Source organism: Serratia sp. CMO1, from assembly GCF_015689115.1.
GTDB lineage: Bacteria > Pseudomonadota > Gammaproteobacteria > Enterobacterales > Enterobacteriaceae > Serratia > Serratia marcescens.
Genome location: NZ_CP065032.1, coordinates 3017712 through 3041966 on the forward strand (window position 1 = coordinate 3017712; position 24255 = coordinate 3041966).

The following is a 24255-nucleotide window of genomic DNA, read 5'->3' on the forward strand; positions in this document are numbered from 1 at the left end:
ATGAGCGAAAAATACGTTAGCGTGAAGAAAGATAAGCAACTGTTTGATGGTAACGAAGAGCAGTTTCGCTTATTTAAAAAAGAAGTATCCATCCCTAACTCTAACGAAAAAGTACTTTATGATAACAGCTCTGCGATACCCATATGGGATATAGATGAAAACATCAGGAAGGCGATCGCAGAAAAAATAAGCGGAATAAAAGTCATAGAGTACCCATATGACCCAATACCTTCATATAAAAATGAAAATCTGGATATCTATGTTCAACCAGTAGAGTCGGACATGCACAAAAAAAGAATAACAATAATCACGGCGACGGGTGAATCACAACCAGCAAGATATAAGATAAAGTTGCTGGGTTTCATTTTTCACTAGCATTCTATTAAGTTCGCTTACTGCAAACAATAGATTTTATAAAAAACCTTAAACATACATTCTATGATATAGACATGGAATAATTATTCTTATGACTTTTCCTCTTTTAAATGAGTCTTTAAATACCCCATCAAAAGGCTCCCAAAGAGCCTTTTGATACGCTACCGCGCCGTTAGCCCCCTCACCACTTCTTCACCGTCTGGTAAATATCGAGGTCGAAATAGCCGTCGGCTTCGCAGTCGTTGAGATAGTGTTCGTAGCTCACCCCCTCAACCGGCTGGTAGCCGCTGGCCGGCAGCAGCTTCTGGTAAAACTCGCCCCACACCCGCTCGAAATCGCCATCGCTGATGCGCACGTGGTAGACCGCGTACTGCCCGGCGGGCAGCGTCTGCACGGTAACGCCCTCGCTGCCCGCCGGCAGCGCGAAATCGTCCGCCACGCTCATCACCACGTCGGCGCGCAGCTTTTCCGGCGCCACTTCCGCCGGATCGTCCCAATACAGCACTAGCCATTTGCCAAACGGCACGCCGTGGCGCTGCCGCCATGCCAGCAGTTGCTGCGAGCCCTGCGGGATCGTCTGCGGATACGGCCCCACGACTCTGACACCCACCACCCTCTCCGCCGCCTTATCGATAATCCTCACGCTCATCGCCCTTATCCTCTTTCGTTATCTCAGGCGCCGATTTCGGTGCGCACATCCAGCAGCTCGGGGAAAAAGGTCAGATCCAACGCCTTTTTCAGGAAGCTGACGCCGCTGGAACCGCCGGTGCCCGACTTAAAGCCGATGATCCGCTCCACCGTTTTCATATGGCGGAAACGCCACAGGTGAAAACTCTCTTCGATATCCACCAGCTTCTCCGCCATTTCATAGGCTTCCCAGTAGGTCTGCGGGTTGTCGTAGATCACTTTAAACGCCGGCAGCAGATCCGGGTTGCGCTGGTAGGGCTGCGTCCAGTCGCGCTTGAGGCACTCCTGCGGGATCGGCAGGCCGTGGCGCGCCAGGTACAGCAAGTATTCGTCGTACAGGCTCGGCGCTTCGAGGATCGCCTTCAGCGCGGCGTGCTTTTCCGCGTCGTTGCTGAACACCGCCAGCATCGCCGCATTCTTGTTGCCGAGCAGGAACTCGATCGACCGGTATTGGTGCGACTGGAAGCCCGATGAGCTGCCCAGCACGTCGCGAAACTCGACGTACTCCGACGGCGTCAGCGTTTCCAGCACCGCCCACTGCTCGAACAGCAGCCGCTGGATCTGTTTGACGCGCGCGAGGATTTTGAAACAGTGGCTGAGTTTGTCCTGCTGCACCAGCCGCAACGCCGCCTGCAGCTCGTGCAGCATCAGCTTCATCCACAGTTCGGAGGTTTGATGCTGTATCACGAACAGCATTTCGTCATGATGCGGCGGGTTGGAGAGCGGGTGCTGGCAGTCCAGCAGCGAGTCCAGGCACAGGTAGTCGCCATAGCTCATGCGTTTGGAAAAATCGGTGACAATCGCGCTTTCTAAGTCCCGTTTGTTCATCTGTGATCTCCGTTGCGCCCAGCGCCCCATCGGCCTGGAACGTGCCGCAAAGAGAAAACAATAGTACAGAACCCGCCGCCCCGAAGGACGATAAACGAGAGGTGCTTCGCAGATCTCACTCATCTGCGTTAACACATGCCCCCTGCCCCTTTGTTGTTTAGTAAACAACACGGCTGCCGCCTGACGACTCTCACAAATGCGCAATCCCATGCGCGCGGCGCCCCGGTTGCGGCTTGCCTGCGGCCGGCTTCCCTTATAGATTGCAGGCTAACGGCAGGCAGCAAGGTATCGGCAAATGGCAAATATTCGTGATGTGGCGCGGTTGGCCGGCGTGTCCATCAGCAGCGTGTCGAACCTGCTGAACAATCGCAGCCACCAGATGAGCGCGCAGACCCGTGAGCGCATCGAACGGGCGATGGAAACCCTGGGATACCGGCCGGCCCGAGCGGCGGCGCCCGCGCCGCAGGCGAAGATCATCGGCCTGCTGCTGCCGTCGATCGTCAACCCGAGCTTTTCGGCGCTGGCGCATGCGGTCGACGGCGCGGCGCGGGCTCACCGTTACCGCGTCTTGCTCGGCAACGCCTACCGCCAGGAACAGGAAGAAGCCGCGTTTATCGACGATATGTTCCTGCACGGCGTGCGCGGCATCATCGTGGCGGCGAGCGACATTCGCCAGACTCATTTTGTTCGGGCCGCCGAGCGAGGCATGAAGATTGTCAGCTACGACAGCCCGTTCGCCGAGCCGATGGCCACCGATACCCGGTTGTTCGACAGCGTGTCGATGGACAATATCGCCGCCGGGCGCCTGGCCGCGCAGCACCTGCTCGAGCGCGGCTGCCGACACATCGTGTTCGCCACCGAAGCGACGCTGACCGTCGGGCGCAGCCACAAGATCGACGGTTTTCTGAGCGCGCTGGGGCACAGCCTAAGCGAACGCCAACGGGTGATCGAAGGCAAAGCCACCAGCGCCTACGGCGACACGGAAATGTTCGAATTGGGGCTGACGCTGGCGCCGCGCGTTCTCGCGTTGGCGCCGCGCCCGGACGGCATCGTGGCGATTAACGATGCGTTGGGCATCGGCCTGATGGTGGGCCTGCGCGCCGCCAGCGTCCAGGTGCCCGCAGAGATCTCGGTGATCGGCATCGACAATATCGCGCTGGCCGGCCTGGCCGAACCGGGGTTGACGTCGATTGGCCCGCCGCTGGCGGAGATGGCGCAGCTGATGGTCGAACGCCTGATCGGCCGCATCAACAATGATTCGAAACCGCCCGGCGAGTTTCTCTTTCCGCCGACGGTCATCAGCCGGCGCTCGGTCAAAGCCGCCGGTTAATACGGTAAAAACGACTTTCCCAGACGATGCGCAGTCGGCATCGTCCGGATCGCCACAGCTAAAAGCAGAAAAAATAGAATCGTCGCAATAAATAAACGGCGCGACGCTTTTATGCACGCAACGTTGTTATTCAGCTCTCCGCTCATGGCTTTGGGCCGGGACGCTATTATTCCGATTAACCACATGGGGAAAAACCATGATGAAAAAAACAATGCCAAAGGATATTGAACGCAGCGCTATCAGGAAATTGACGCTGCATATTGTGCCCCTCATGATATTGTTGTATTTCCTGGCCTTTCTCGACCGCAACAATATGGCCTACGCCGCCAAAGCGCTGGAAGATAATTTGGGATTGACCGCCTCGGCTTTCGGCTTCGCCTCCGGAATTTTCTTTATCGGCTATTTCCTGTTTGAAATACCCAGCAACGCCGGCACCATTAAATTTGGCCCGCGCATCTGGTTCGCCAGAATATTAATTTCCTGGGGCATCTTCGCGACCCTGCTCGGTTTTGTGCGCACGCCGCTGGAGCTGTATATTTGCCGTTTTATGCTGGGCGTGTGCGAAGCCGGTTTCTTTCCCTCGGTGGTGTATTACTTCACGGTCTTCTTCCCGGAAAAGTACCGCACTAAAATTCTCGGCATGTTTATCATCGTCCAGCCGCTGTCCAACGCCGTCGGCTCGCCGATTTCCGGCTTTATTCTCAATATTCAGCATGACTGGTTCGGCTTCGCCCCCTGGCAGCTGCTGTTCATCCTCGAAGGGCTGCCGCCGATCGTCATCGGCCTGCTGATCCCGTTCCTGATCAAGAACTCGCCCAAGGATGTCGGTTATCTGAACGTGGAGGAAAAGGCCTGGCTGATGAGCAACGCCGGCCGCTCCAAATCCGGCTCTAAAATCACGCTGGCCGACTTCCTGAAAGGGATTAAAAACAAGAAATACCTGCTCTACGCGCTGCTCAACTTCGGCATGGTGTGCGGCATTTACGGCTTCGGCACCTGGCTGCCGTCGATCATCAGCGCCCTCTCCGGCGGCGATATCTTCCGCGTCAGCCTGCTGGCGCTCATTCCCTACGGCCTGGCTGCGCTGTTGGTGTATCCGTGGAGCCTGTGGGCCAGCAAAACCAAAAAACTCGGCGTGTTTGCCGGCCTCAGCATGGTGGTCGCCGCCATCGGCCTGATGGGGGCGGTGACGTTTTTTAAATACGACCCGCTCGTCGCGCTGTCGTTCCTATGCATCGCCGCCATCGGCATCTACACCGCCGTGCCGCCGTTTTTATCCATGCCCGCCAATATCTCCACCGGCGCGGCCGCGGCCGCCGGGCTGGCGGTGGTCAGCTGCATCGGCAATATCGGCGGTTTCGTCGCCCCCTATGCGGTGGGCGTGCTGAACGATCTGACCGGCAGCAGCGCGCCGGGGCTGTTTTTCCTGGCCTCGTGCCTGCTGGCCACCGGGCTGATCTGCATTTTCTACTGCGCCAAACAGCGTGAAGGCGTCATCAATTCTTAACGAACCAATAAGGAGTCAATCATGGGCGATCTTGCGGGCAAAAAGGTCTTTATCACCGGGGCGGAACAGGGCATCGGCCGCGCCACCGCGGAGCGGCTGATCAAGGCCGGGTGCGACATCTATTTTCACTATCACAGCGACGAAAGCGGCCCCAAGGCGCTGGTGGCGCTGGCCCATTCACTCGGACAAAAGGCCGCCTACGGCTACGCCGATCTCATCGACACCGACGAAACGCAGCGCTGCGTCTCGGCCGGCGCCGAGTTTCTCGGCGGCATCGATATCCTGATCAATAACGTCGGCGGCATCGTCGGGCGCAAATGGCTGGGCGAGATCGACCGCGCCTTCTGGCAAACCGTGATCGACGTGAACATGACCACCATGCTGAACGTCACCCAGAGCGCGCTGCCGCATCTGAAAGCGGCGCCGGACGGCGCCAGCATCGTTAACCTGGCCTCACAGGCGGGCCGCGCCGGCGGGCACTCCGGCTCGCTGGTCTATTCCGCCACCAAGGGCGCGGTACTCACCTGGACGCGCTCGCTGGCGGCGGAGCTGGGCGAGCACGGCATCCGGGTGAATGCGGTCGCGCCCGGCCTGATCCTCGGCACCCGTTTCCACAATCGCCACACTACCCAGGCATCGGCGGAGGAAACCGTTCGCGCCATCCCGCTGGGCCGCGCAGGCGCACCGGACGACGTGGCGCGCGCCATCGCCTTCCTGGCGGCGGAATACGACGGCTTCATCTCCGGCGCGACTCTCGACATCAACGGCGGCATCTACCGCATGTAATTCAGCTGCGGGCGGCGCGCTTGCCGCCCGCCCATTCAGGAATCGCTTTATGATCAAATCCGCCATCACTCACCCGCCGCTGCTTGCCGCGCTGGCGCAATGCGGGCATAAAACCCAGGTGTTGATCGCCGACGGCAACTACGCCTGCGTGACCCACGCGCCGAAAGACGCCACCGTGGTCTATCTGAACCTGGCGCCCGGCACGCTCGCCGCCCCGCCGATCCTGGAAAAACTACTGGCCTGCATCAACGTGGAAAGCGCGGCGCTGATGGCCTGCCCGCCGGACTTCACCAACACCATCGAAGCCGAATACCGGCAGCTGCTGCCAGAGCATTGCCCGATAGAATACCTGCCGCGCGAGGCATTTTACGCCGCGGTCAAATCGGATCGGACGCTGCTGGTGATCGCCTCCGGCGAACAACGCCGTTTCGCCAACCTGCTGCTGACGGTGGCGCCGGTGGTGTGAAAGAGGTAGAGGGTGTGAGGGGTAAAATGAGGGGGCCAGCCCCCTCATGCCGTTACAGGTCAACGACCCACTTCTCCAGCTCCCCCGCACGTTCCGCATCGATATAGCTGGTGGCCCAGCCAAACAGGTAAGCGAAGGCGAAAATGCCCACCGTCGACGACACCAGCGTCGGCGCGAAAAACGCGGCGATAGCGGAAAGCGTATACCCTGCGCCGATCGACAACCCGAGCGCTTCGAGCTGGTTGCGGAACGCTTTCCAGTTGCCGGTAGAGAAACCTTCAATCGCGGCGTTTACCAGATCCGCGCCCTTGATCGCCCAGTCCACCCCGGTGAAGACCTTGCCCAATACCCGCGCATTGCGGGCATACTGTTCCGCATCGATCATTTTCAGCCAGGCGACAATCGCCGCTTTGTCCTGCGCCTTGAGCTTTTTGTTCAGGCCCTTCGTCAATTGCTCGTAGGTTTTCTCCGCATCTTGCACGTTGCGGATATATTTTCCTTGAATTCCCGCCTCCAAATCCTTGGCGAGTTTGGCGTATTTCGCGCCGATCTTTTCCGCGATATCTTTATTGATACCTGCGGCCAGGCTGACGCCATCCTTGATGGCTTTTAATTCCGCATTTTGATATTCGACGAACTCCTTAACGATCGTTTTTACCGAGCCGGGCGATTTTACCGGCTTGCCGTTGGCATATTTCACCTCCATGGCATTCAGGTTATCCCCTCTCACCACGGCGATAAACGCGGGCCGGTTCTTATTGGCCTTATAGTAGAGGTTGTAGGTCGCCACTCCGTCTTGCTTTTCCACCTTCAAATGATGAAAACCGTAGTAACTCCCGGTCGTGCGGGTCGTCGAGAATTCGCCGGTTTTGCCGTTGCCATGCCAGCCGCTGACGGGCCGATCGCGATGCGAGTCTGTCACGAAACTGCCTAACGAAGAGGCGCCGATCTGCCCGGCATTCAGGCCATTGTTGCCGCCTTTGCCAGGGGGTGAGGGCTTGCGCGCATGGCCGGTTTCGATATCCCCGATCGCCACTGTCACCCCCTTGGCGTTGACCCCCATCACCAGCCCCCCCAGGCCAATGTGCTTCGCCTGATCGGCCGTCAAACCGGTGGCGGAAAGGCTCAGCGTGCCGGATGGGCTGACGCTTTCAATATGCAATTTCGCATCCGGGTTAATTCTGCGCGCCGCCTTAATCACCGCCTCCAGTTTCATGCGCAGCGCCGGATCGTTTTGGATCGCCGCTATCTGTTGCTGTTCCGGGCTGTTGCCAACGCCGGCGCCGCCGCGATCGCGATCGCCGGAATGGCCTTTATCGCCGCCCCCCGGCTCAGGGCCCGTACCGCGTTCAGAACTCCAGTTAGTTCCATCTCCTTTACCACCATAATTAAATCCAGGCATATGCTTTCATCCTTATTTCGTTTTATTTTTAAGATGCCGATATTCTCGTTTAACGCGGATTGACACGCGTATTATCCCTATCGGCAAACCGTTTTTAGCTGCCCGTCATTTATAAAAAACCGCAGAAATAAGGACAACGGATGGCGGCTGTCTGGTCGGTGAAACAATCAACGAGCCAACGCATGCGCGCCTTTTGCAATACAGGCGTTAAAGACCGAAATATCCAAGGGACATATGTGATCAAACAACACAAAACGGTGAATGACGAATAAAGGGAGGCCATACGCGCCCTGCCGCCAGGCGGCCAGCGACGCATCCGGGTTCTGAACTCGGGGGGGTGGACGCGGTGAAGATCGTCGGCGCACAGATCATGCCATGCTTATCCTGCCTTATTATCGCCTATTCCCTTAGGTCTCGACGGATTGGGCTGCGCAGCAGCCCGTGGGGCATCACGCGGCGCCCGCTCCCCCAGCCGCGCCACCGGGATATCCGCCAGCCGGGTGGTGTAGGCCGGCGACAGCATGTCGCGCTTCATTTGCCACGGCTTGACGATCCCCTGCCCGGCGAACCATACGCGCCCGCGCCCTTCCTGATTCAGGCGATCGAGAGTCGCCATCAGCCGTTCGCTGTTGCGGCGCGGCGGGCAGTCGTCGAACAGGTCGATCTGCGCCATGGCGGCGGCGCTGAAATCCCCCAGCACCACGCCGCCCTTCAGGTAACGCCGCCCTTCCTGCCAGATGCTCTCCAGCGCGCGCACCGCCATGGCGATGATGTCACGGCTGTCGTTGCTCGGCGTTTGCAGCCGGGCGGTGCCCATATTGCTGTAATACCCTTCGCCCGCCGAATGCGGGCTGGTTTTGATAAACACCGAGACGTTGCGGCAGTAGCGCTTTTCCTGCCGCAGCTTTTCGGCGGCGCGTTCGGCGTAGCTGCAGATCGCCTCGCGCATGTGCGGATAATGCGTCAACCGCTGGCCGAACGAACGGGAACAGATGATCTGCTCTTTCGCCGCCGCCTCATCTTCCCACTGCAGGCACGATTCGCCGCGCAGCTCGCGTATCGTGCGCTCCAGCACTACGCTGAAGGTTTTACGCGCCAGACGGGTATCGCAGTCCGCCAGCTGTAGCGCGGTGTGAATACCCATCGCCTGCAGCTGGCGAGTCAGGCGGCGCCCCACGCCCCACACCTCTTCCACCGGAAGCAGCGCCAGCAGTTTACGCTGGCGCACCGGATCGGATAAATCCACCACGCCGCCGGTGCCGCGCCATTTCTTGGCAGCGAAGTTGGCCAGCTTGGCCAGCGTTTTGCTCGGCGCAATGCCGACCCCGACCGTCAAATGCAGCTCGCGCCGGATGCGATCGCGCACCCGCTGGCCGAACGGCTCCAGCGCCTCGCAGTGGGCCACACCGTCCAGCCGCAGAAAGGCTTCGTCCAGCGAATAAATCTCCACCGCCGGCGCCATCTCCTCCAGCGTGTCCATCACCCGGCGGGACATATCGGCGTACAGCGCGTAGTTGGAGGAGAACACCGCAACGTTGCGACGGCGCATCTCCTCTTTGATTTTGAAATAAGGCGCGCCCATCGGCACGCCCAACGCCTTCGCCTCGGCGCTGCGGGCGATCACGCAGCCGTCGTTGTTGGACAGCACTATCACCGGTCGCCCCCGCAGGTCGGGCCGGAAAATGGTCTCGCAGGAAGCGTAGAAGCTGTTGACGTCTACCAGGGCGAACATGGTTACAGCGCCGCGTAGACGATAAAGGTCACCACGCCGAAGATCTCCAGCTGCGCTTCGTCGTCGAACACGATCGGCGCGTAGGCGGGGTTCATCGGCAACAGCCGCACATCGGGGTGGCGCTGCAGTTTTTTGACGGTGAATTCGCCATCCACCGCGGCGATCACGATATTGCCATGCTCCGGCGTCAGGGCGCTGTCGACAATCAGCAGATCGCCATCCTGAATATTGCCGTCGATCATCGACTCGCCGCTGGCGCGCACGAAATAGGTGGCGTTGGGGTGCCGCACCAACAGCTTGCCGATGTCCAGCCGGCCTTCGACATAGTCCTGCGCCGGGGAAGGAAAGCCGCAGGCCACGCGATCGGCAAACAGCGGTAACGTTAGGGGTTCACCTGGTGAAAAAGCATACAACCTTGAATTGCTCAGCATAATCATAACCAAACTGTATATTTATACAGTTAAGCATAAACAAAACGCGAACGCGTGCAACCCCCAATCCCCCTGCGGATCGCGCTTTCCCGCGTAATATAATAATTTTCTGAGCGATTTTTCCTGCAGCTTTTGGCGTTCTTCACGTGTGTTTGCACACATGATATCCACCAAAACTGTGGATAATGCGGCACTCAGACCGTTGGCGTATCGATGGGCAGGATGAGTGAGGGATTGTCATTGCGAACGGCGCCGACGGCGGGCGATACCGGTTGCCAGACGAAATCCTCTGCCTGCAGGCTGTACACGTCAGCCTGCATTTGACCAGAGGGCGGGACTAAGCGGGTGTCGAGCCAGTCGCGCGCGGCCGTCGGTCTCTGCTGCGTACAGCGCCGCAAAGAACAGCGGCAGGCCTTGCCTCAGCAAGAGCCCACGGGAGGAACGGCGGACGGCCTTACAAAATGACGCCAATAAAATTGCGACTGGCAATGGCATCAATGGGACGGCCAGAGACGAAAGTCAGTACGTTATGCCAGGAGCTTGGGATAACCCGACAAACGCTGTACCGCCACATTTCCCCTGATGGTCCACTGCGAGCTGACGGTATAAAGCTGCTCAACCGGGGATAATTTTAGCGGACGGAAAAATCTGGGGTTCCGGCGTAGAACCCCGAATAAGGAATAATCCTTAATTCATTTCCGGATTATTAATTCCATCTAAAACCTCTCGGCAATATTCTTTTTTATAGGCTTCATCATTACTTAATGACTTAACCAAAAAATCAGCATTTTTCCAACCATTATCCCAATGCGTATCGAATCCTGACTGTTCATACTTTAATGTTCTAGTTAATGAGTCTTTTATTTGTTTTTTATATTTATCAATTTTCTCATTGGTTGCCCCACAAACATCATGTGCAACACGAGCATTTGAGCCAGAAAAACCTATTGCTGAAATTGCCATCGCTTCATTTGATTTGTCGAAATCATTCGCATATGCCACAGCATTAGATAAAGCGAATATGACAAGAGCAGGTATGATTTTTTTGTATGAAATCATCTTTCACCTCTAACTCATTGATTGTTCATGGGGTCAGTTTGGATATCGAAAATTATTGTACATTAAGGCTGCTTTTTAATCAGTCTCAACTTCTTTATAGAAGGCCTGAATGCGACAAACTTGGGAAGTACTGTAGCCTGTCGCGTCTGCTGTTTCTCGGATGCTCAGTTTCTTAATCTGTCGGTAGTACAGGACTTTCTGATGTCGTTCCTGATCTGCCTGCTTTCCCCGGTATCTACCCAACGTATGCGCCCGTTCAATTCCCTGCTTTTGCCGTTGGCGGCGACTCAACCAGTCCTTATGTGACATCGCGGCCATCAGGTCGATTAGCATGTTATTGATGGCGGTTATTACTGCACGGGTGATCGGGTCCGCCTGTGAAGGATCTTTCTCTGACAGCGCCTGCCATGAGGTAGGGACATCCAGGCTGACAATCCGTAACTCATGCTGCTCAATCTGCTTTTTCAACGTCATCCAGTCACTGTTGCTGAGACGGGTCAGGCGGTCTATCTGCTCAACCAGCAAAATATCAGTTACCGTTTGGGGGCGGCATACTTCCGCATCAGTCTCCAGCAGAGCGCCGATGAGGACAGGCTCCAACCCCAGCGTCTATTCCTTTGCCCGGATACGGCCGTCATTCACCTGGATCTGCACCGGCAGTCCGGCATCATACGCGGCCTGATACCCGCCGGCGACCTGCAGCGCGTCACCTTCCAGCTTTATGAACGTTCCGTCCGCGCGCCACGCACGAAATAAGTGGCATTAGGATGCCGCACCAGCAGTTTGCCGATATCCAGCCGGCTCTCGACATAGTCCTGCGCCGGGGAGGGAAAACCGCAGGCCACGCGATCGGCAAACAGCGGTAACGTCAGGGGCTCACCTGGTGAAAAAGCATACAACCTTGAATTGCTCAGCATAATCATAACCAAACTGTATATTTATACAGTAAAGCATAAACAAAACGCGAACGCGTGCAACCCCCTATCCCCCTGCGGATCGCGCTTTGTCGCGTAATATAATAATTTTCTGAGCGATTTTTTTTTACGCCTGCTAAGTGTTTCACTGCCCCTTGCACACACGTTATCCACCAAAACTGTGGATAACCTGCAGGGCGTGATTCCCTACGCGAGCGGGATCAGAATCCTGTATAATCCCCACACCTGCTAATAAGAATTCATCCTCGTCGGCGCCTCGTCACCGACGGTCACGAGAACGTTATGAACAAGCACCTACTCCTCGCAGAAACCGACGATATCAAACAGGAATGCCTGTCGCGCCACGCGGTCTGGCAGCGCAACGATCTGGCACAGGTGCATCAGGATTGGCTGGCGGAAGAAGTGCCGGTCGCCCTGGTGTACAACGGCATTTCCCACGTGGTGATGATGGCGACGCCGAAAGATCTGGCGGCCTTCGCCATCGGTTTTTCGCTGTCCGAAGGCATCATCGCCTCCCCCGACGACATCTACGACATCCGCCAGCAACCGGCCTGCAACGGCATTGAAGTGCATGTGGAACTCTCGAGCCGCCGCTTTATGCAGCTGAAAGAGAAGCGCCGCAGCCTGGCCGGCCGCACCGGCTGCGGCGTCTGCGGGGTCGAGCAGCTGCAGGAGGTTGCTCAGCCCATCGCGCCGCTGCCTTTCACGCAACGTTTCGATTTGGCGCTGCTCGACCGGGCATTGGCGCAGCTGCAGGACGTGCAAACGGTGGGTAAACTGACCGGCTGCACCCACGCGGCGGCCTGGATCCAGCCGGACGGCGCGCTCAGCGGCGGATGTGAAGACGTCGGCCGCCACGTGGCGCTCGATAAGCTGCTGGGCTACCGCAGCCAACAGGCGTGGCTGCAGGGTGCGGCGCTCGTGTCGAGCCGCGCCAGCTATGAAATGGTGCAAAAATCCGCCATGTGCGGCGTCGAGATCCTGTTCGCCGTTTCCGCCGCCACCCGCCTGGCGGTGGAGGTGGCCGAGCGCAGCAACCTGACGCTGGTGGGCTTCAGCAAGCCGGGGCGCGCCACCGTCTATACGCACCCGCAGCGGCTCTGGCAATCGACAACGGCGGCCTAACGCCGCCGGATAAGAATCGACTATTCTCAATAGCAGGACACCAGGAAGCATCCACGTCATGATAATTCGCCCGCACCAGAACTGGTTTTTTCGCCTGTTCGCCTGGCACGGTTCCGTGCTGTCAAAGATCACCTTTCGTCTGTCGCTGAACGTGCTGATGTCGATAGTGGCGGTGATCAGCTACCAATGGTACGAACAGCTCGGCGTGCATTTAACCATCGCGCCGTTCAGCCTGCTGGGCATCGCCATCGCGATTTTTCTCGGCTTTCGCAATAATGCCGGCTACAGCCGCTTTGTCGAAGCGCGCAACCTGTGGGGCTCGTTGCTGATTACCGAGCGATCCCTGCTGCGACAGATCAAAAGCCTGCTGCCGGACGAACCGGCGGTGCAGCAAAAGGTCGCCAAGCTGCTGATCGCCTTCAGCTGGAGCCTGAAGCATCAACTGCGCGCCACCGATCCCACCGCCGATCTGTACCACAATCTCAGCAGCAAAGAGCTGGCCGAGGTGATCGCCAGCCCGATGCCGACCAACCGCATCCTGCTGATGCTGGGCCAGGAGATCGGCAAGCTGCGCCGACAGGGGCTGCTGAGCGACATCACTTTCGAACTGCTCGACAACAAGCTGAGCGAACTGTCCCACGCCCTCGGCGGCTGCGAACGGCTCGCCAGCACGCCGGTGCCGTTCGCCTATACCCTGATCCTGCAGCGCACCGTTTACCTGTTCTGCAGCCTGTTGCCTTTTGCCCTGGTGACCGACCTGCATTACATGACACCGTTTGTTTCGGTGTTCATTTCCTATACCTTCTTATCCTGGGACTCACTGGCCGAAGAGCTGGAGGATCCGTTTGGCGTGTCGGCCAACCATCTGCCGTTAAACGCCATCTGCAACACCATCGAGCGCAACCTGCTGGAAATGAATGACCAAAGCCCGCTGCCGCCGCCGATGAAACCCGACGAGCACTTTAATTTGATCTGAGCTATTTCACCCGAACACACTGGAGCCGAATGCAATGAATGCAAATACCCCCCTGCCGCAAGCCGTATTCACGCCGGTGACGCGCCATGCCATCTTTATCGTCGCCACCCTGTCGCCCGTTCCCGCCCATCTGGCGGCGGTGCGCGCCTGGTGCGGCGACATCGCCGCCGTGGTGCGTTCGGTCGGCAAACGCGCGCCGGCGGGCAACCTCACCTGCGTCTGCGGCTTCGGCTCCGAGGCCTGGGATACGCTGTTCGGCGCACCGCGCCCTCGCCAGCTGCATCCGTTCAGCCCGATCGGCAGCGGGGAACGCGTCGCCGTCGCCACGCCTGGCGACATCCTGCTGCATATCCGCGCCGATGAAATGGATCTGTGTTTTGAACTGGCCTCTCAGTTGACCGCCAAGCTCGGCGACGCCGTGACGGTGATCGAGGAGGTGCACGGCTTCCGTTACTTCGATCAGCGCGCCATGATCGGCTTCGTCGACGGCACGGAGAACCCGGAAGGGCACGAAGCCTTCGACTACACGGTGATCGGCGACGAAGACGCGGCGTTCAGCGGCGGCAGCTATGTGCTGGTGCAGAAATACCTGCACGACATGCAGGGCTGGAATTCGCTCAGCGTGGAAACGCAGGAGAAGATCATCGGCCGCCATAAGCAGTCCAACATCGAGCTGGATGAAGCGGTCAAACCGTCGTCGTCGCACAGTTCGCTGACCACCATCACCGACGAGCAAGGCAACGAGGTGAAAATTCTGCGCGACAACATGCCGTTCGGCCGCCCCGGCCTGCGCGAGTTCGGCACCTACTTTATCGGCTATGCGCGCTCCCCGCAGCCGATCGAGCAGATGCTGGAAAACATGTTTATCGGCCGCCCGGCCGGCAACTACGATCGGCTGCTCGATTTTAGCCGCGCGGTGACCGGCACCCTGTTCTTCGTGCCTTCCGCCCCGCTGCTGGAAGCGCTGGCCGATCGCAGCGGCGCCGAACTGCACTGATTGGCCGAAATGCGGGGCCGCAGCGATCAGCCTTAGGTTATCCTGCGGCCCTGCGCGTCGATCACCGGCTCGCCGTCTTCTTTGCTGAAGGCGCCGCGCTGCGGATCCGGCAGAATCTCCAACACCGCCTCCGACGGACGGCATAGGCGCGTGCCAAGCGGCGTCACCACGATGGGGCGATTGATCAGGATCGGCTGTTGCACCATGAAGTCGATCAGTTGTTCGTCGCTCCAGGCGCTGTCGTCCAGCTGCAGCTCGGCGTAAGGCTCGACGTTTTTTCGCAACAACGCGCGCGGCGGCATGTTCATGTCGGCCAGCAACGCAATCAACCGTTCGCGGCTGGGAGGCGTTTCCAGATACAGAATCACCTCCGGCTCAACGCCGCTGTTGCGGATCAGCGCCAACGTATTGCGCGACGTGCCGCAGGCCGGGTTGTGATAAATCTTGATACTGCTCATGACGGTTTCTCCGGTTAGGATAAAACGGACAGCCGCAGCGCCAGCGCTGCCAGGGTGACGAACAGAATTGGCAGCGTCATCACCAGTCCTGCGCGGAAATAATAGCCCCAGGTAATGACGATGTTTTTCCTTGCCAACACATGCAGCCACAGCAACGTGGCCAGGCTGCCGATCGGGGTGATTTTAGGGCCGAGATCGCTGCCGATGACGTTAGCGTAAATCATCGCCTGCCTGATGACGCCTTCCGCGCCGCTGCCGTCGATCGACAGCGCCCCCACCAGCACCGTCGGCATGTTATTCATGACGGAAGAGAGAAACGCACTCAGGAAGCCGGTGCCGAGCGTCGCCGCCCACAGCCCCTGCCGCGCCAGCGCATCCAGCACACCGGACAGCAGATCGGTCAAGCCGGCATTGCGCAGCCCATAGACCACCAGATACATGCCCAGCGAGAAAATCACGATCTGCCAGGGCGCCCCGCGCAGCACTTTACCGGTATCGATCGCCCGCCCGCGTTTCGCAACCGCCAGCAGCACCAGCGCGCCGCTGGCGGCGACCAAACTCACCGGCACGCCGAGCGGTTCCAGGGCGAAAAAGCCAATCAGCAACAGCGCCAATACCGCCCAACCGGCTCGAAACGTCGCGCGATCGCGAATCGCTTCCCGCGGCACCGGTAAACGCGTCAGCGCATAGCCCGGCGGAATATCCTTGCGGAAGAACAGATGCAACATCACCAGCGTCGCCGCCACGGCGACGAGGTTGACCGGCACCATCACCGCCGCATACTCCGTAAAGCCCAAGTGAAAGAAATCCGCCGAAACGATATTCACCAGGTTGGACACCACCAGCGGCAGGCTGGCGGTATCGGCGATAAAGCCCGCCGCCATGACGAAAGCCAGCACCGCAGCAGGACGAAAACCGAGCGCCGACAGCATGGCGATCACGATCGGCGTGAGGATTAACGCGGCGCCATCATTGGCGAACAGCGCCGCCACAGCCGCGCCCAACAGGAGCATATAGGTAAACAGCCAGCGGCCCCTGCCGTTGCCCCAGCGCGCGACGTGCAAGGCGGCCCAGGCAAAAAAGCCACTTTCATCCAGCAACAGGCTGATGATGATGACGGCGATAAAGGTCGCAGTCGCATTCCAGACTATCTGCCATACCACGGGGATGTCGCCGACGTGCACCACGCCGCTCAATAATGCCAATCCCGCCCCGATCGACGCACTCCAGCCAATACCCAGCCCCTTCGGTTGCCAGATGACCAAGATCAACGTCAGAATAAAGATCGCCCCTGCCACTATCATCGCTGTCCTTCCGCCCCTTTAAGTTTACATATTCGATTTTTCATATGTGTTTGCGTAAATTTTTTACCGTTACGGGCAACCTTTCGCCACGCGTTGCGCTAACTCCGTCATCTGTTCTGGCCGGCACTGATAAGCCTGCTCAATAATCGCCGCCGCCCAGGCCGGCATATGCGGCGACAGGCGATAATGTATCCATTTACCATCGCGCCGATCGAGCAGCAGCCCGCTTTCACGCAGCATCGCCAGATGCCTTGAAATCTTGGGTTGCGGCAGCGCCAGTGCGCCCGACAGCTCGCACACGCACAGTTCACCGGCGTGGCGCAACAGCAGCACCAAGGTCAGACGCGTCTCGTCAGACAGGTTTTTAAACAGCTTCAGCGGCGTCAATGACGGCATGTCACACTCCCGTTAACCTTTCTCTTCACCACAACTCGCTCGTGAAGATACCAGCTTCACATTCGAAAAAACAAATATAAAATGCAAAACGTTGCCCTCCTCACCGAGACATATACTTATCTTTATGCCGTTCTTGCAGGAAGGAGGTACCATGCCGCTCACATTCAAACGTTCGGAAAGGCTCTCCATCGGCACCGAAATAGAGTTACAGCTGGTCGATGCCGAACACTACGATCTTACGGATCGAGCCGATCGGGTGGTCGGCGCGGTCGGCGACCGCCGGCGCGTCAAGCATGAGCTCACCAAATCGATGGTGGAACTGAACAGCTCGGTGCACCGCGATCTCGATGAGCTGCACACCGAGCTGCGCGCCCTGACCCATACCGTCCGACGCAGCGCGCAGCGCCTGGGCTGTGACGTCTGCGGCGGTGGCCGCCACCTGAGCAACGACTGGCGCAAGCAGGTCATCAGCGACAACGCGCGCTACAGGCAGCTGGCCAGCCGTTTTGGCTATCTCTCCAAGCTGGCCTGCGTGTTCGGCCAACACATTCACCTCGGCGTCAACGACGGGGACGAAGCGATGTACCTGTGCCATGCGCTGACGCCCTACTTTCCGCAGTTGATCGCGCTCAGCGCCTCGTCGCCGCTGTATCAAGGGGTCGACACGTGCTTTGCCAGTTCCCGCTTCAGCGCCCAGAACTCCTTCCCCAACTACGGATGCCTGGAACACATCTACAGCTGGCATGAATTCAACGCCTACTACGAACGGTTGAATGCCGCCGGCGTGATTGAAAGCGTCAAGGATATTTACTGGGATGCGCGGCCAAAACCGGAGCTGGGCACGGTGGAGATCCGCATCTGCGATACGCCGCTGCGCCTCACCCACGCCGTGCTGCTGGTCGGTTACTGCCGCCTGCTGGCCGATTTTCTGTTGCAGCACCGCTCACCGATCGCGCCGGAATACGATGCCTTCACCAATTACAACAAGATCAACGCCTATCGCAGCGGCTTTGCCGCCGAATACGTCGATCCCGCGACGCTGCGCCGCAGCAGCCTGACCGCCCACATCCTGCACACTCTCGAAGCGCTGAGCGGTTTTGCCGAGCGGCGGGAGGATCGTGCCCTGCTGCAGGCCGTCGAGCGCCATGTCCGCCAGGGCATCAGCGATTCGGAGCATATCCGCCAGATGTTGCACAACGGCCTGCCGCAAGCTCAGGTGATCAAGCGCCTGTGCGATGAGCTGTTGCAGCCTGCAAGTTAAGTTTCGGCTATCGATTCCATACGCCAAAGCCGCTGTTCATTATGTGCTCTTTCGCTACAATCGTGAGCACTGACATTCACCGTATCGAGGACACCATGTACAACTTCTCCCGCTATCAGGCAAAAGAACTGGCGCTGGCTTACATGAGCGGCAAAAAACACGATCTGTCGCCGCAGGAATTTTTGCAGCAACTGAAAAGCAGCGAGCGATCGTTTGAGCATCTGCTGAAACACGGCAGCGAAATGCCGCGTGACGTGCTGGTTAAAAGCTTCTGAACAGCCGGTTGCCGGCCATTTTCCCTCTACGCCGCCGGTGGCGAGCCTGACAGGCCCGCGCATTCCCGGCCGTTCATTCCCCGTTCCTCATCCTGCCTCGTTTCGTCCCCACAGGCGAAAACCCCGTAAATTCGTACCCAGAGGCGAATTATTGACATATTCGTATCCAGGTGCGAATTTATAGTTATCTCTCCACAAACAATGGAACGCGCCATGCCGACGCCAATCAGCGTAATCAGCGGCGATCTGGTCGATTCCCGCCGATCAGACACCGTCAACTACCTCAATGGGCTGCATAACCTGCTCGATCGACTGCGGCGTGACGGGCGGCTGCATCAGGTGGAAATCTTTCGCGGCGATGCCTTCCAGGCGCAGGCCGCCCCGGAGGACGGGCTGTTGCTGGCGGTGTACATTCGCCTCGCGCTGCGAGCGATGGGCGCCGCGCACTGGGATGCGCGCATCGCCGTCGGGCTGGGCAGCCAACGGCCCGACGCCGCCGGTTACGGCAGCGCCTTTATCAACTCCGGCAGCGCGCTGGACGCCATGGCAAAAAATTGCCGGCTGGCTCTGAAAACCGACAACGATCGGACAAACGCCATTGTCAGCGATCTGCTGCCGATGTTAGATCATGTGATTGGCCGCCTGTCACAGGCCGAAGCGCGCATCGTTCAGGCGAGAATGTTCGCCGACAGCGGCGCCGCCGTGGCGGACCAGCTGCAAAAAGCCGCCTCCACGGTCTCCGCCGCGCTGAAACGCGCGGCCTACGAGGAAATCATGCGGTTTATTCACGCCATTAACAGGATCGTCTGACCATGGATCTGACCTATGCGCCTTTGCTGGCCTGGCTGTTGCTCGTCCATCTGCTGGCGGATTTTCCGCTGCAGCCGCTGAGTTGGGTGGAAGATAAAATTCGGCATCGCGCGCGTTCGCGTTTTCTGGTGTTGCACGCGTTGCTGCACGGGGTGCTGGCCGCCTGGGTGGTGGCCGGTTTCGGCCTGCTGCATGGCGGGCTTTCTTCACTGCAGGTGCTGGCCAGCCTGCTGGTCATCGCCGTCAGCCACTACCTGATCGATTTGCTGAAAGTCACCGCGATGAACCGCCTGAGCCCGGCCCGCAGTTTCCTGCTCGATCAGGGATTGCATCTGGCGGTGATCGCCTTGCTGTGGCTGGGGCTAACGCCGAACGCCGGTGAACTGCTCGCCGCGCTGGGGCGGCAGCTGGGGCGTTGGCAAACCGGGCTGGTGCTGGTGGCCTACAGCCTGATTTATCTGCCGATGAGCCTGCTGATCGGGCAACTGCTGGCGCACTGGACGCCGCAAATGCCGCCTTCGGCCAAGGCCGACAACGACTCGCTGCTGCGCGCGGGCAAACAGATTGGCTATCTGGAGAGAACGCTGATCCTGACCTTCGTGCTGCTGGGGCAAATCCCGGCGATCGGCTTTTTGCTGGCGGCCAAATCTATCTTCCGTTTCGGCGATCTGCGCCAGAGCGACGATAAGATGCGTACCGAGTATGTGCTGCTCGGCACGTTGTTTTCCTTCACGCTGACCATCATGCTCGGCCTGCTGGTCAACAAACTGCTGTAGCGGTGCAGGGGCGACGAATTTCGCCCCTGGAGCGAACGCCGAGGCGGCTTACAGCCACTCGCCGAAGCGGCGGATATAGAAACGCTTCATCAACTGGGCGACCACGCAGTAGCTGACCAGCGTAGCGGCCAACCACGGGAAGTATTCCCACGGCAGCGGCTGCAGGCCAACCAGGGCGCCGAGCGGCGAGAACGGAATGTAGATGCCGAGCGCCATCACCAACCCGGTGGTCAGCAACACCGGCAGCGCCGCGGTGCTCTGAATGAACGGGATCTTCTGGGTGCGCAGCATATGCACCACCAGCGTTTGCGACAGCAGCCCCTCAATGAACCAGCCGGACTGGAACAGCGCCTGGTGTTCTACGCTGTTGGCGGCGAAGACGTACCACATCAGCGCATAGGTCGTAATATCGAAGATCGACGAGGTCGGCCCAATCCACAGCATAAAGCGCCCGATGTTTTTGGAATCCCACTTGCGCGGCTTGCGCAGGAACTCTTTGTCCATCTTGTCCCACGGCAGCGACAGCTGGGAAATGTCGTACATCAGGTTTTGAATCAACAGGTGGATCGCCAGCATCGGCAGGAACGGGATGAAAGCGCTCGCCACCAGCACCGAGAACACGTTGCCGAAGTTGGAGCTGGCGGTCATGTTCAGGTACTTGATGATATTGCCGAAGGTTTCGCGCCCTTTGATCACCCCCTCTTCCAGCACCATCAGGTTCTTTTCCAACAGGATGATGTCCGCCGATTCCTTGGCGATGTCGGTGCCGGTGTCGACCGAGATGCCGACGTCGGCGTCGCGCAGCGCCGGCGCATCGTTGATGCCGTCGCCGAGGAAGCCGACGGTATGGCCGTTGCTCTGCAACATTTTCAGCACCCGCGATTTCTGCAGCGGCGTCAGCTTGGTGAAGACCGTACGCTGTTCCACTTCGCGCGCCAGCTCTTCGTCATCCATCTGTTCAATCTGCAGCCCGGAGAGCGGCTCGCCCGGCTCCAGCCCGACATCGCGGCAAATCTTGCAGGTGATCACCGGGTTGTCGCCGGTCAGCACCTTCACCGTCACACCGTTTTCCTGCAGCGCGGCGATCGCCTGCTGCGCGCTCTCCTTCGGCGGGTCAAGGAAAGTCAGCAGCCCTTGCACCACCATGTCGCGCTCGTCGGCCACGCTCAACGGTTCGGCCGGGCGCTTCGCATCCAGTTCGCGCGTCGCCAGCACCAGCACGCGGAAACCGTCTTCGTTATACTCGCGAGCCAACGCCTGCAGCGCCGCACGGCGCGCGTCGTCCAGTTCCAGCGTTTTGTCGCCTTCGCGCACGTGGGTGGCGATCTCAAGCATCTCCTCTACCGCGCCCTTACAGATCAGCTGCTGCTTGCCATTTTCGTCCGCCACCACGATCGACAAACGGCGGCGCACGAAATCGAACGGCAGCTCATCCACCTTGCTGAAACGCCCCAGGGCTTCAATCCCCGGTTTGCCGCGGCCAAAGCGGATCACCGCCTGATCCATCAGGTTCTTCATGCCGCTCTGATGGAAGCTGTTCAGCCAGGCCAGGTGCAGCACCTCGTTATCTCTGGCGCCAGTGACGTCGATGTGGTGCTCGAGAATGATGCGATCCTGGGTCAGCGTGCCGGTCTTGTCGGTGCAGAGCACGTCCATGGCGCCGAAGTTCTGAATGGCGTTCAGGCGCTTCACCACCACCTTGCGGCGCGACATGGCGATCGCCCCTTTCGCCAGGTTGGAGCTGACGATCATCGGCAACATTTCCGGCGTCAGACCGACCGCCACCGCCAGTGCGAACAGCGCCGCCTCGCTCCAGTCGCCTTTGGTGAAACCGTTGATCAGCAACACCACCGGCACCATCACCAGCATGAAGCGAATCAGCAGCCAGCTGACGCTGTTCACCCCGCGATCGAACGCGGTTTGCGCCCGCGAACCGACGATCGACTTGGCCAGCGAGCCGAAGTAAGTGCGCCCGCCGGTCGCCACCACCACCGCCGTGGCGGTGCCGCTGGCGACGTTGGTGCCCATCAGGCAGATATTGGACAGCTCAAGCAGCGCGTTCTCGCTGGATACTTCCCCTTCGCTCGACTTCTGCGCCACGTTGCCCATGGCATCGTATTTCTCGATCGGGATCGCTTCGCCGGTCAAAATCGCCTGGCTGATGAACAGATCGCGCGAGGCGATAAGACGCACGTCGGCCGGCACCATGTCACCGGCGGAGAGCTGAATGATATCCCCCGGCACCAGTTCACGGATCGGCACTTCCAGCGTCAGCGGATGCGCGCTGTAGCTGCTGCGGCGCAGCACCGTGGCGGTGGTGCGCACCATCGACTTCAACGCTTCCGCCGCTTTGTTGGTGCGGTATTCCTGCCAAAAACGCAGCAGCCCGCTCAGCGTGACCATGGTCAGAATGATAATGACGCCGGTGAGTTCAGTTTCTTCACCGTTCTGGCGCGGCAGCCAATAATCGGTAAAGAAACTGATCGCAGCCAGCACCATCAGTACGAAGATAAACGGGTTGTTGAAGGCCTTGATCAGCTGAATCAAGGCATGCGGCGCCTTGTCGTGGGCGACCTGGTTGGCGCCGAACTGCTCCAGCCGCTCATCGGCGTCGTCCTGGGTCAAGCCGTTGCGGTTGCACTTCAGGTTCGCCAGCGTTTGGGCGATGCTGTTGGTCGCCTCTTGCGCAATGGCGTAGGCCGCCGCATCTTTATCACGGCGACGCATTCTTTCATTAATCTGAGTCATAACGCTATTCTCTTATTTTCGTTCTACGCACAGGGATATCCCGCCCGATAAACGGGTGACTCTGCGCAGAGTGGAATTTTTAATTAGCGTGACTAAATGGCGGAATTACCCTGTCAGCCACGCAAGAATCATTTCCCTTCCGGGGTCATCGTCCATAACGCCTCCTTAATGCCCCACGTTATTCAAGGTACTCATGAATAAAACCGAACATATAATCAAGTTAATCAATATTTATATTATTATTCAGACCGGTAATTCGGACGCGACGCGCCAGCGAACGGCACTCACGCTTTTTTCCAGACTGACGCGGCAAACAATACCTTCGATTTCTTTTTGCGCGGCCGGAGTGGCGGTAATTTCCGCGCACACTTCCAATTGCCCCGGACTGGAAATATCGGCGCTGCGCAAGGATTGCAGCCGCAAGGCGACGCCGTTCAGCGCCTGCAAGATCAGGGTGCGCACCAGAATTTCGTCCTGCTCGCCGCAGGTCACCTGAATGCGGTAGCACAATTCCAGATCGGTCGCCTGCTGATGCGGCTGCAGATTGATGCGCTGCGCGGCTTCGCGCAGCAGGATATTGGCGCACAGGATCACCAGCGTAGCGACCACCGCATCCCAATGCTGGCCCAGGCCGCACAGGACGCCAATCCCCGCCGAACACCACAGCGTGGCGGCGGTGTTGAGGCCGCGAATGTTCAGCCCTTCACGCATGATAACGCCGGCGCCGAGGAAACCGATACCGGATACGATCTGCGCGGCCACCCGGCCGGCGCTGGCCGGATCGGTGGACATGGCGCTGAGAATAAAGACCGCCGCACCGGTCGCCACCAGCGCATTGGTGCGCAGGCCAGCCATGCGCTGGCGCCACTGGCGCTCAGCGCCAATTACCGCGCCCAGGCACATCGCCAGCAATAAATTTAAAACGAAAGGAGTCATCGCCATGACTGTCCCCTTAATAACCGCAGGAGATAAAATCATGTGCTGTTTAGCACACGCGAAAGCGCGCTGAAAATAAATCAGCGAATCAGCGTGTCGTGCCTGGAGGGAAAAGGCTGTGGCTGCAAAATACCATAATAACGTCCAACTCGATTCACCTGAAACCGTCAGGCATCAGGAAACGTTTATTACTCGGGTATGCACAGCTCAGAAATAACTGGAGAGGGGTGCTGCCCGCCGATAACGGCAAGCAACAAATCAGAAGAGAATTGGTCAGCTTGCCTTATTTGTTTTATTACAACTACAACTGTCCAATTGGGTTTCTCCACCGAAATTTTGGCTGAGTATAGTGACGTCGGATAATGAAGTAAAGGCTAATTTATTAAACGAAAAATAAACTGGAATACGGCGATGATATTTCGATGTCACAAATAGAAGATGGCGACATTGGGCGCCGACACCGCCTTCCGGCCGCTGCATCAGGCCCTATGGGACAAAGCGCTGACCGCCAATTTCAGCGCGCAGCCTTTCGCCGGCATCGCGGCCCACAGCCTGCGCGCCACACTGGCCGACGGCCGCACGTTCGACGTTGCGCCTTAGCAAGGTCGCCGGCAGTGGGCTACGCTAGGCTATATTTCCGACGACCCGCAAGGAG

25 protein-coding genes and 3 pseudogenes are annotated in these 24255 nt (G+C 58.7%); 14 read left to right on the forward strand and 14 right to left on the reverse strand.

Annotation, left to right across the window (positions count from 1 at the left end):
* Positions 1-375 (forward strand): hypothetical protein, encoded by a 375-nt coding sequence (locus IT763_RS14370; protein WP_016927241.1) that lies wholly within the window; start codon positions 1-3, stop codon positions 373-375.
* A gap of 181 nt (positions 376-556) precedes the next feature.
* Here the strand turns inward: IT763_RS14370 and sbmC are convergent, their stop codons facing one another.
* Positions 557-1024 (reverse strand): DNA gyrase inhibitor SbmC, encoded by a 468-nt coding sequence (gene sbmC / locus IT763_RS14375; protein ID WP_049299086.1) that lies wholly within the window; start codon positions 1022-1024, stop codon positions 557-559.
* Positions 1025-1047: 23 nt separating this feature from the next.
* Positions 1048-1890 carry a tryptophan 2,3-dioxygenase gene (gene kynA, locus IT763_RS14380; RefSeq protein WP_016927239.1) on the reverse strand — a complete coding sequence of 281 codons (843 nt, stop codon included), beginning with the start codon at positions 1888-1890 and terminating at the stop codon, positions 1048-1050.
* Between the two features lie 295 nt (positions 1891-2185).
* On the opposite strand from kynA, the gene IT763_RS14385 reads away from it, so the two are divergent.
* The 4 genes from IT763_RS14385 to IT763_RS14400 all read left to right on the forward strand — a co-directional run bounded on the left by IT763_RS14385 (position 2186) and on the right by IT763_RS14400 (position 5979).
* A complete protein-coding gene (locus IT763_RS14385) occupies positions 2186-3220 on the forward strand; it encodes a LacI family DNA-binding transcriptional regulator (protein ID WP_049299084.1) in 1035 nt (344 codons plus the stop codon).
* A 271-nt stretch (positions 3221-3491) separates the two neighbouring features.
* Positions 3492-4727 carry an MFS transporter gene (locus IT763_RS14390; protein ID WP_016927236.1) on the forward strand — a complete coding sequence of 412 codons (1236 nt, stop codon included), beginning with the start codon at positions 3492-3494 and terminating at the stop codon, positions 4725-4727.
* 21 nt (positions 4728-4748) lie between these two features.
* Positions 4749-5513 carry an SDR family NAD(P)-dependent oxidoreductase gene (locus tag IT763_RS14395; protein ID WP_016927235.1) on the forward strand — a complete coding sequence of 255 codons (765 nt, stop codon included), beginning with the start codon at positions 4749-4751 and terminating at the stop codon, positions 5511-5513.
* A 49-nt stretch (positions 5514-5562) separates the two neighbouring features.
* Entirely contained in the window at positions 5563-5979 is a 417-nt protein-coding gene (locus tag IT763_RS14400; RefSeq protein WP_016927234.1) for an RbsD/FucU domain-containing protein, read from the forward strand.
* 52 nt (positions 5980-6031) lie between these two features.
* Here the strand turns inward: IT763_RS14400 and IT763_RS23460 are convergent, their stop codons facing one another.
* The 4 genes and pseudogenes from IT763_RS23460 to IT763_RS23470 form a co-directional block, all read right to left on the reverse strand.
* Positions 6032-7381, reverse strand: coding sequence for a colicin-like pore-forming protein (locus IT763_RS23460; RefSeq protein WP_049299081.1), 1350 nt, complete (start codon positions 7379-7381; stop codon positions 6032-6034).
* A gap of 379 nt (positions 7382-7760) precedes the next feature.
* A complete protein-coding gene (gene umuC / locus IT763_RS14410) occupies positions 7761-9113 on the reverse strand; it encodes a translesion error-prone DNA polymerase V subunit UmuC (RefSeq protein ID WP_241005476.1) in 1353 nt (450 codons plus the stop codon).
* A 2-nt stretch (positions 9114-9115) separates the two neighbouring features.
* Positions 9116-9550 carry a translesion error-prone DNA polymerase V autoproteolytic subunit gene (umuD, locus tag IT763_RS14415; RefSeq protein ID WP_047574693.1) on the reverse strand — a complete coding sequence of 145 codons (435 nt, stop codon included), beginning with the start codon at positions 9548-9550 and terminating at the stop codon, positions 9116-9118.
* A 188-nt stretch (positions 9551-9738) separates the two neighbouring features.
* Positions 9739-9918: pseudogene (locus IT763_RS23470) on the reverse strand (hypothetical protein); the annotation flags it as partial.
* 21 nt (positions 9919-9939) lie between these two features.
* On the opposite strand from IT763_RS23470, the pseudogene IT763_RS23395 reads away from it, so the two are divergent.
* Positions 9940-10173, forward strand: a pseudogene (locus IT763_RS23395) (resolvase); the annotation flags it as partial.
* 58 nt (positions 10174-10231) lie between these two features.
* Here the strand turns inward: IT763_RS23395 and IT763_RS14420 are convergent.
* From IT763_RS14420 to IT763_RS14430, 3 genes and pseudogenes are all read right to left on the reverse strand, one after another.
* Positions 10232-10603, reverse strand: coding sequence for a hypothetical protein (locus IT763_RS14420; RefSeq protein WP_126502249.1), 372 nt, complete (start codon positions 10601-10603; stop codon positions 10232-10234).
* A gap of 75 nt (positions 10604-10678) precedes the next feature.
* Positions 10679-11188, reverse strand: coding sequence for a recombinase family protein (locus IT763_RS14425; protein ID WP_239664309.1), 510 nt, complete (start codon positions 11186-11188; stop codon positions 10679-10681).
* 152 nt (positions 11189-11340) lie between these two features.
* Positions 11341-11526: pseudogene (locus IT763_RS14430) on the reverse strand (DNA polymerase V); the annotation flags it as partial.
* A gap of 294 nt (positions 11527-11820) precedes the next feature.
* Between IT763_RS14430 and fdhD the strand changes: the two are divergent.
* From fdhD to IT763_RS14445, 3 genes are read left to right on the forward strand one after another with little or no spacing between them, the layout of a single operon-like run.
* Positions 11821-12663 (forward strand): formate dehydrogenase accessory sulfurtransferase FdhD, encoded by an 843-nt coding sequence (gene fdhD, locus IT763_RS14435; protein ID WP_049300278.1) that lies wholly within the window; start codon positions 11821-11823, stop codon positions 12661-12663.
* Between the two features lie 58 nt (positions 12664-12721).
* Positions 12722-13639: a bestrophin family protein gene (locus IT763_RS14440; protein WP_016927223.1), complete on the forward strand. Its 918-nt coding sequence runs from the start codon at positions 12722-12724 to the stop codon at positions 13637-13639.
* A 34-nt stretch (positions 13640-13673) separates the two neighbouring features.
* Positions 13674-14636: a Dyp-type peroxidase gene (locus IT763_RS14445; protein ID WP_016927222.1), complete on the forward strand. Its 963-nt coding sequence runs from the start codon at positions 13674-13676 to the stop codon at positions 14634-14636.
* Positions 14637-14668: 32 nt separating this feature from the next.
* On the opposite strand, the gene arsC is transcribed toward IT763_RS14445, so the two are convergent.
* From arsC to IT763_RS14460, 3 genes are all read right to left on the reverse strand, one after another.
* Complete coding sequence (gene arsC / locus IT763_RS14450; protein ID WP_016927221.1) at positions 14669-15094, reverse strand: glutaredoxin-dependent arsenate reductase; 426 nt, start codon at positions 15092-15094, stop codon at positions 14669-14671.
* A gap of 14 nt (positions 15095-15108) precedes the next feature.
* On the reverse strand, positions 15109-16398 hold the full coding sequence (locus tag IT763_RS14455) for an arsenic transporter (RefSeq protein WP_049300279.1): 1290 nt from the start codon (positions 16396-16398) through the stop codon (positions 15109-15111).
* Between the two features lie 69 nt (positions 16399-16467).
* Complete coding sequence (locus IT763_RS14460; RefSeq protein WP_049300280.1) at positions 16468-16794, reverse strand: metalloregulator ArsR/SmtB family transcription factor; 327 nt, start codon at positions 16792-16794, stop codon at positions 16468-16470.
* A gap of 151 nt (positions 16795-16945) precedes the next feature.
* Here IT763_RS14460 and IT763_RS14465 point away from each other — a divergent pair, with 151 nt between their 5' ends.
* The 4 genes from IT763_RS14465 to IT763_RS14480 all read left to right on the forward strand — a co-directional run bounded on the left by IT763_RS14465 (position 16946) and on the right by IT763_RS14480 (position 19916).
* Complete coding sequence (locus IT763_RS14465; protein WP_151254663.1) at positions 16946-18055, forward strand: YbdK family carboxylate-amine ligase; 1110 nt, start codon at positions 16946-16948, stop codon at positions 18053-18055.
* A 95-nt stretch (positions 18056-18150) separates the two neighbouring features.
* Positions 18151-18330 carry a hypothetical protein gene (locus tag IT763_RS14470; RefSeq protein WP_004935085.1) on the forward strand — a complete coding sequence of 60 codons (180 nt, stop codon included), beginning with the start codon at positions 18151-18153 and terminating at the stop codon, positions 18328-18330.
* 213 nt (positions 18331-18543) lie between these two features.
* A complete protein-coding gene (locus IT763_RS14475) occupies positions 18544-19140 on the forward strand; it encodes a hypothetical protein (RefSeq protein WP_015378329.1) in 597 nt (198 codons plus the stop codon).
* 2 nt (positions 19141-19142) lie between these two features.
* Positions 19143-19916, forward strand: a complete 774-nt coding sequence (locus tag IT763_RS14480; RefSeq protein ID WP_151254662.1) for a DUF3307 domain-containing protein — start codon at positions 19143-19145, stop codon at positions 19914-19916.
* Between the two features lie 48 nt (positions 19917-19964).
* On the opposite strand, the gene mgtA is transcribed toward IT763_RS14480, so the two are convergent.
* Together mgtA and IT763_RS14490 are read right to left on the reverse strand one after the other, a co-directional pair.
* Complete coding sequence (gene mgtA / locus IT763_RS14485; RefSeq protein WP_028128126.1) at positions 19965-22664, reverse strand: magnesium-translocating P-type ATPase; 2700 nt, start codon at positions 22662-22664, stop codon at positions 19965-19967.
* A 243-nt stretch (positions 22665-22907) separates the two neighbouring features.
* The gene (locus IT763_RS14490; RefSeq protein ID WP_028128127.1) at positions 22908-23606 is read right to left on the reverse strand and encodes an MgtC family protein; all 699 of its coding nucleotides are present in this window, start codon (positions 23604-23606) and stop codon (positions 22908-22910) included.
* A gap of 432 nt (positions 23607-24038) precedes the next feature.
* On the opposite strand from IT763_RS14490, the gene IT763_RS14495 reads away from it, so the two are divergent.
* The gene (locus tag IT763_RS14495; protein WP_176062997.1) at positions 24039-24200 is read left to right on the forward strand and encodes a hypothetical protein; all 162 of its coding nucleotides are present in this window, start codon (positions 24039-24041) and stop codon (positions 24198-24200) included.
* The last annotated feature ends 55 nt before the right edge of the window (positions 24201-24255 follow it).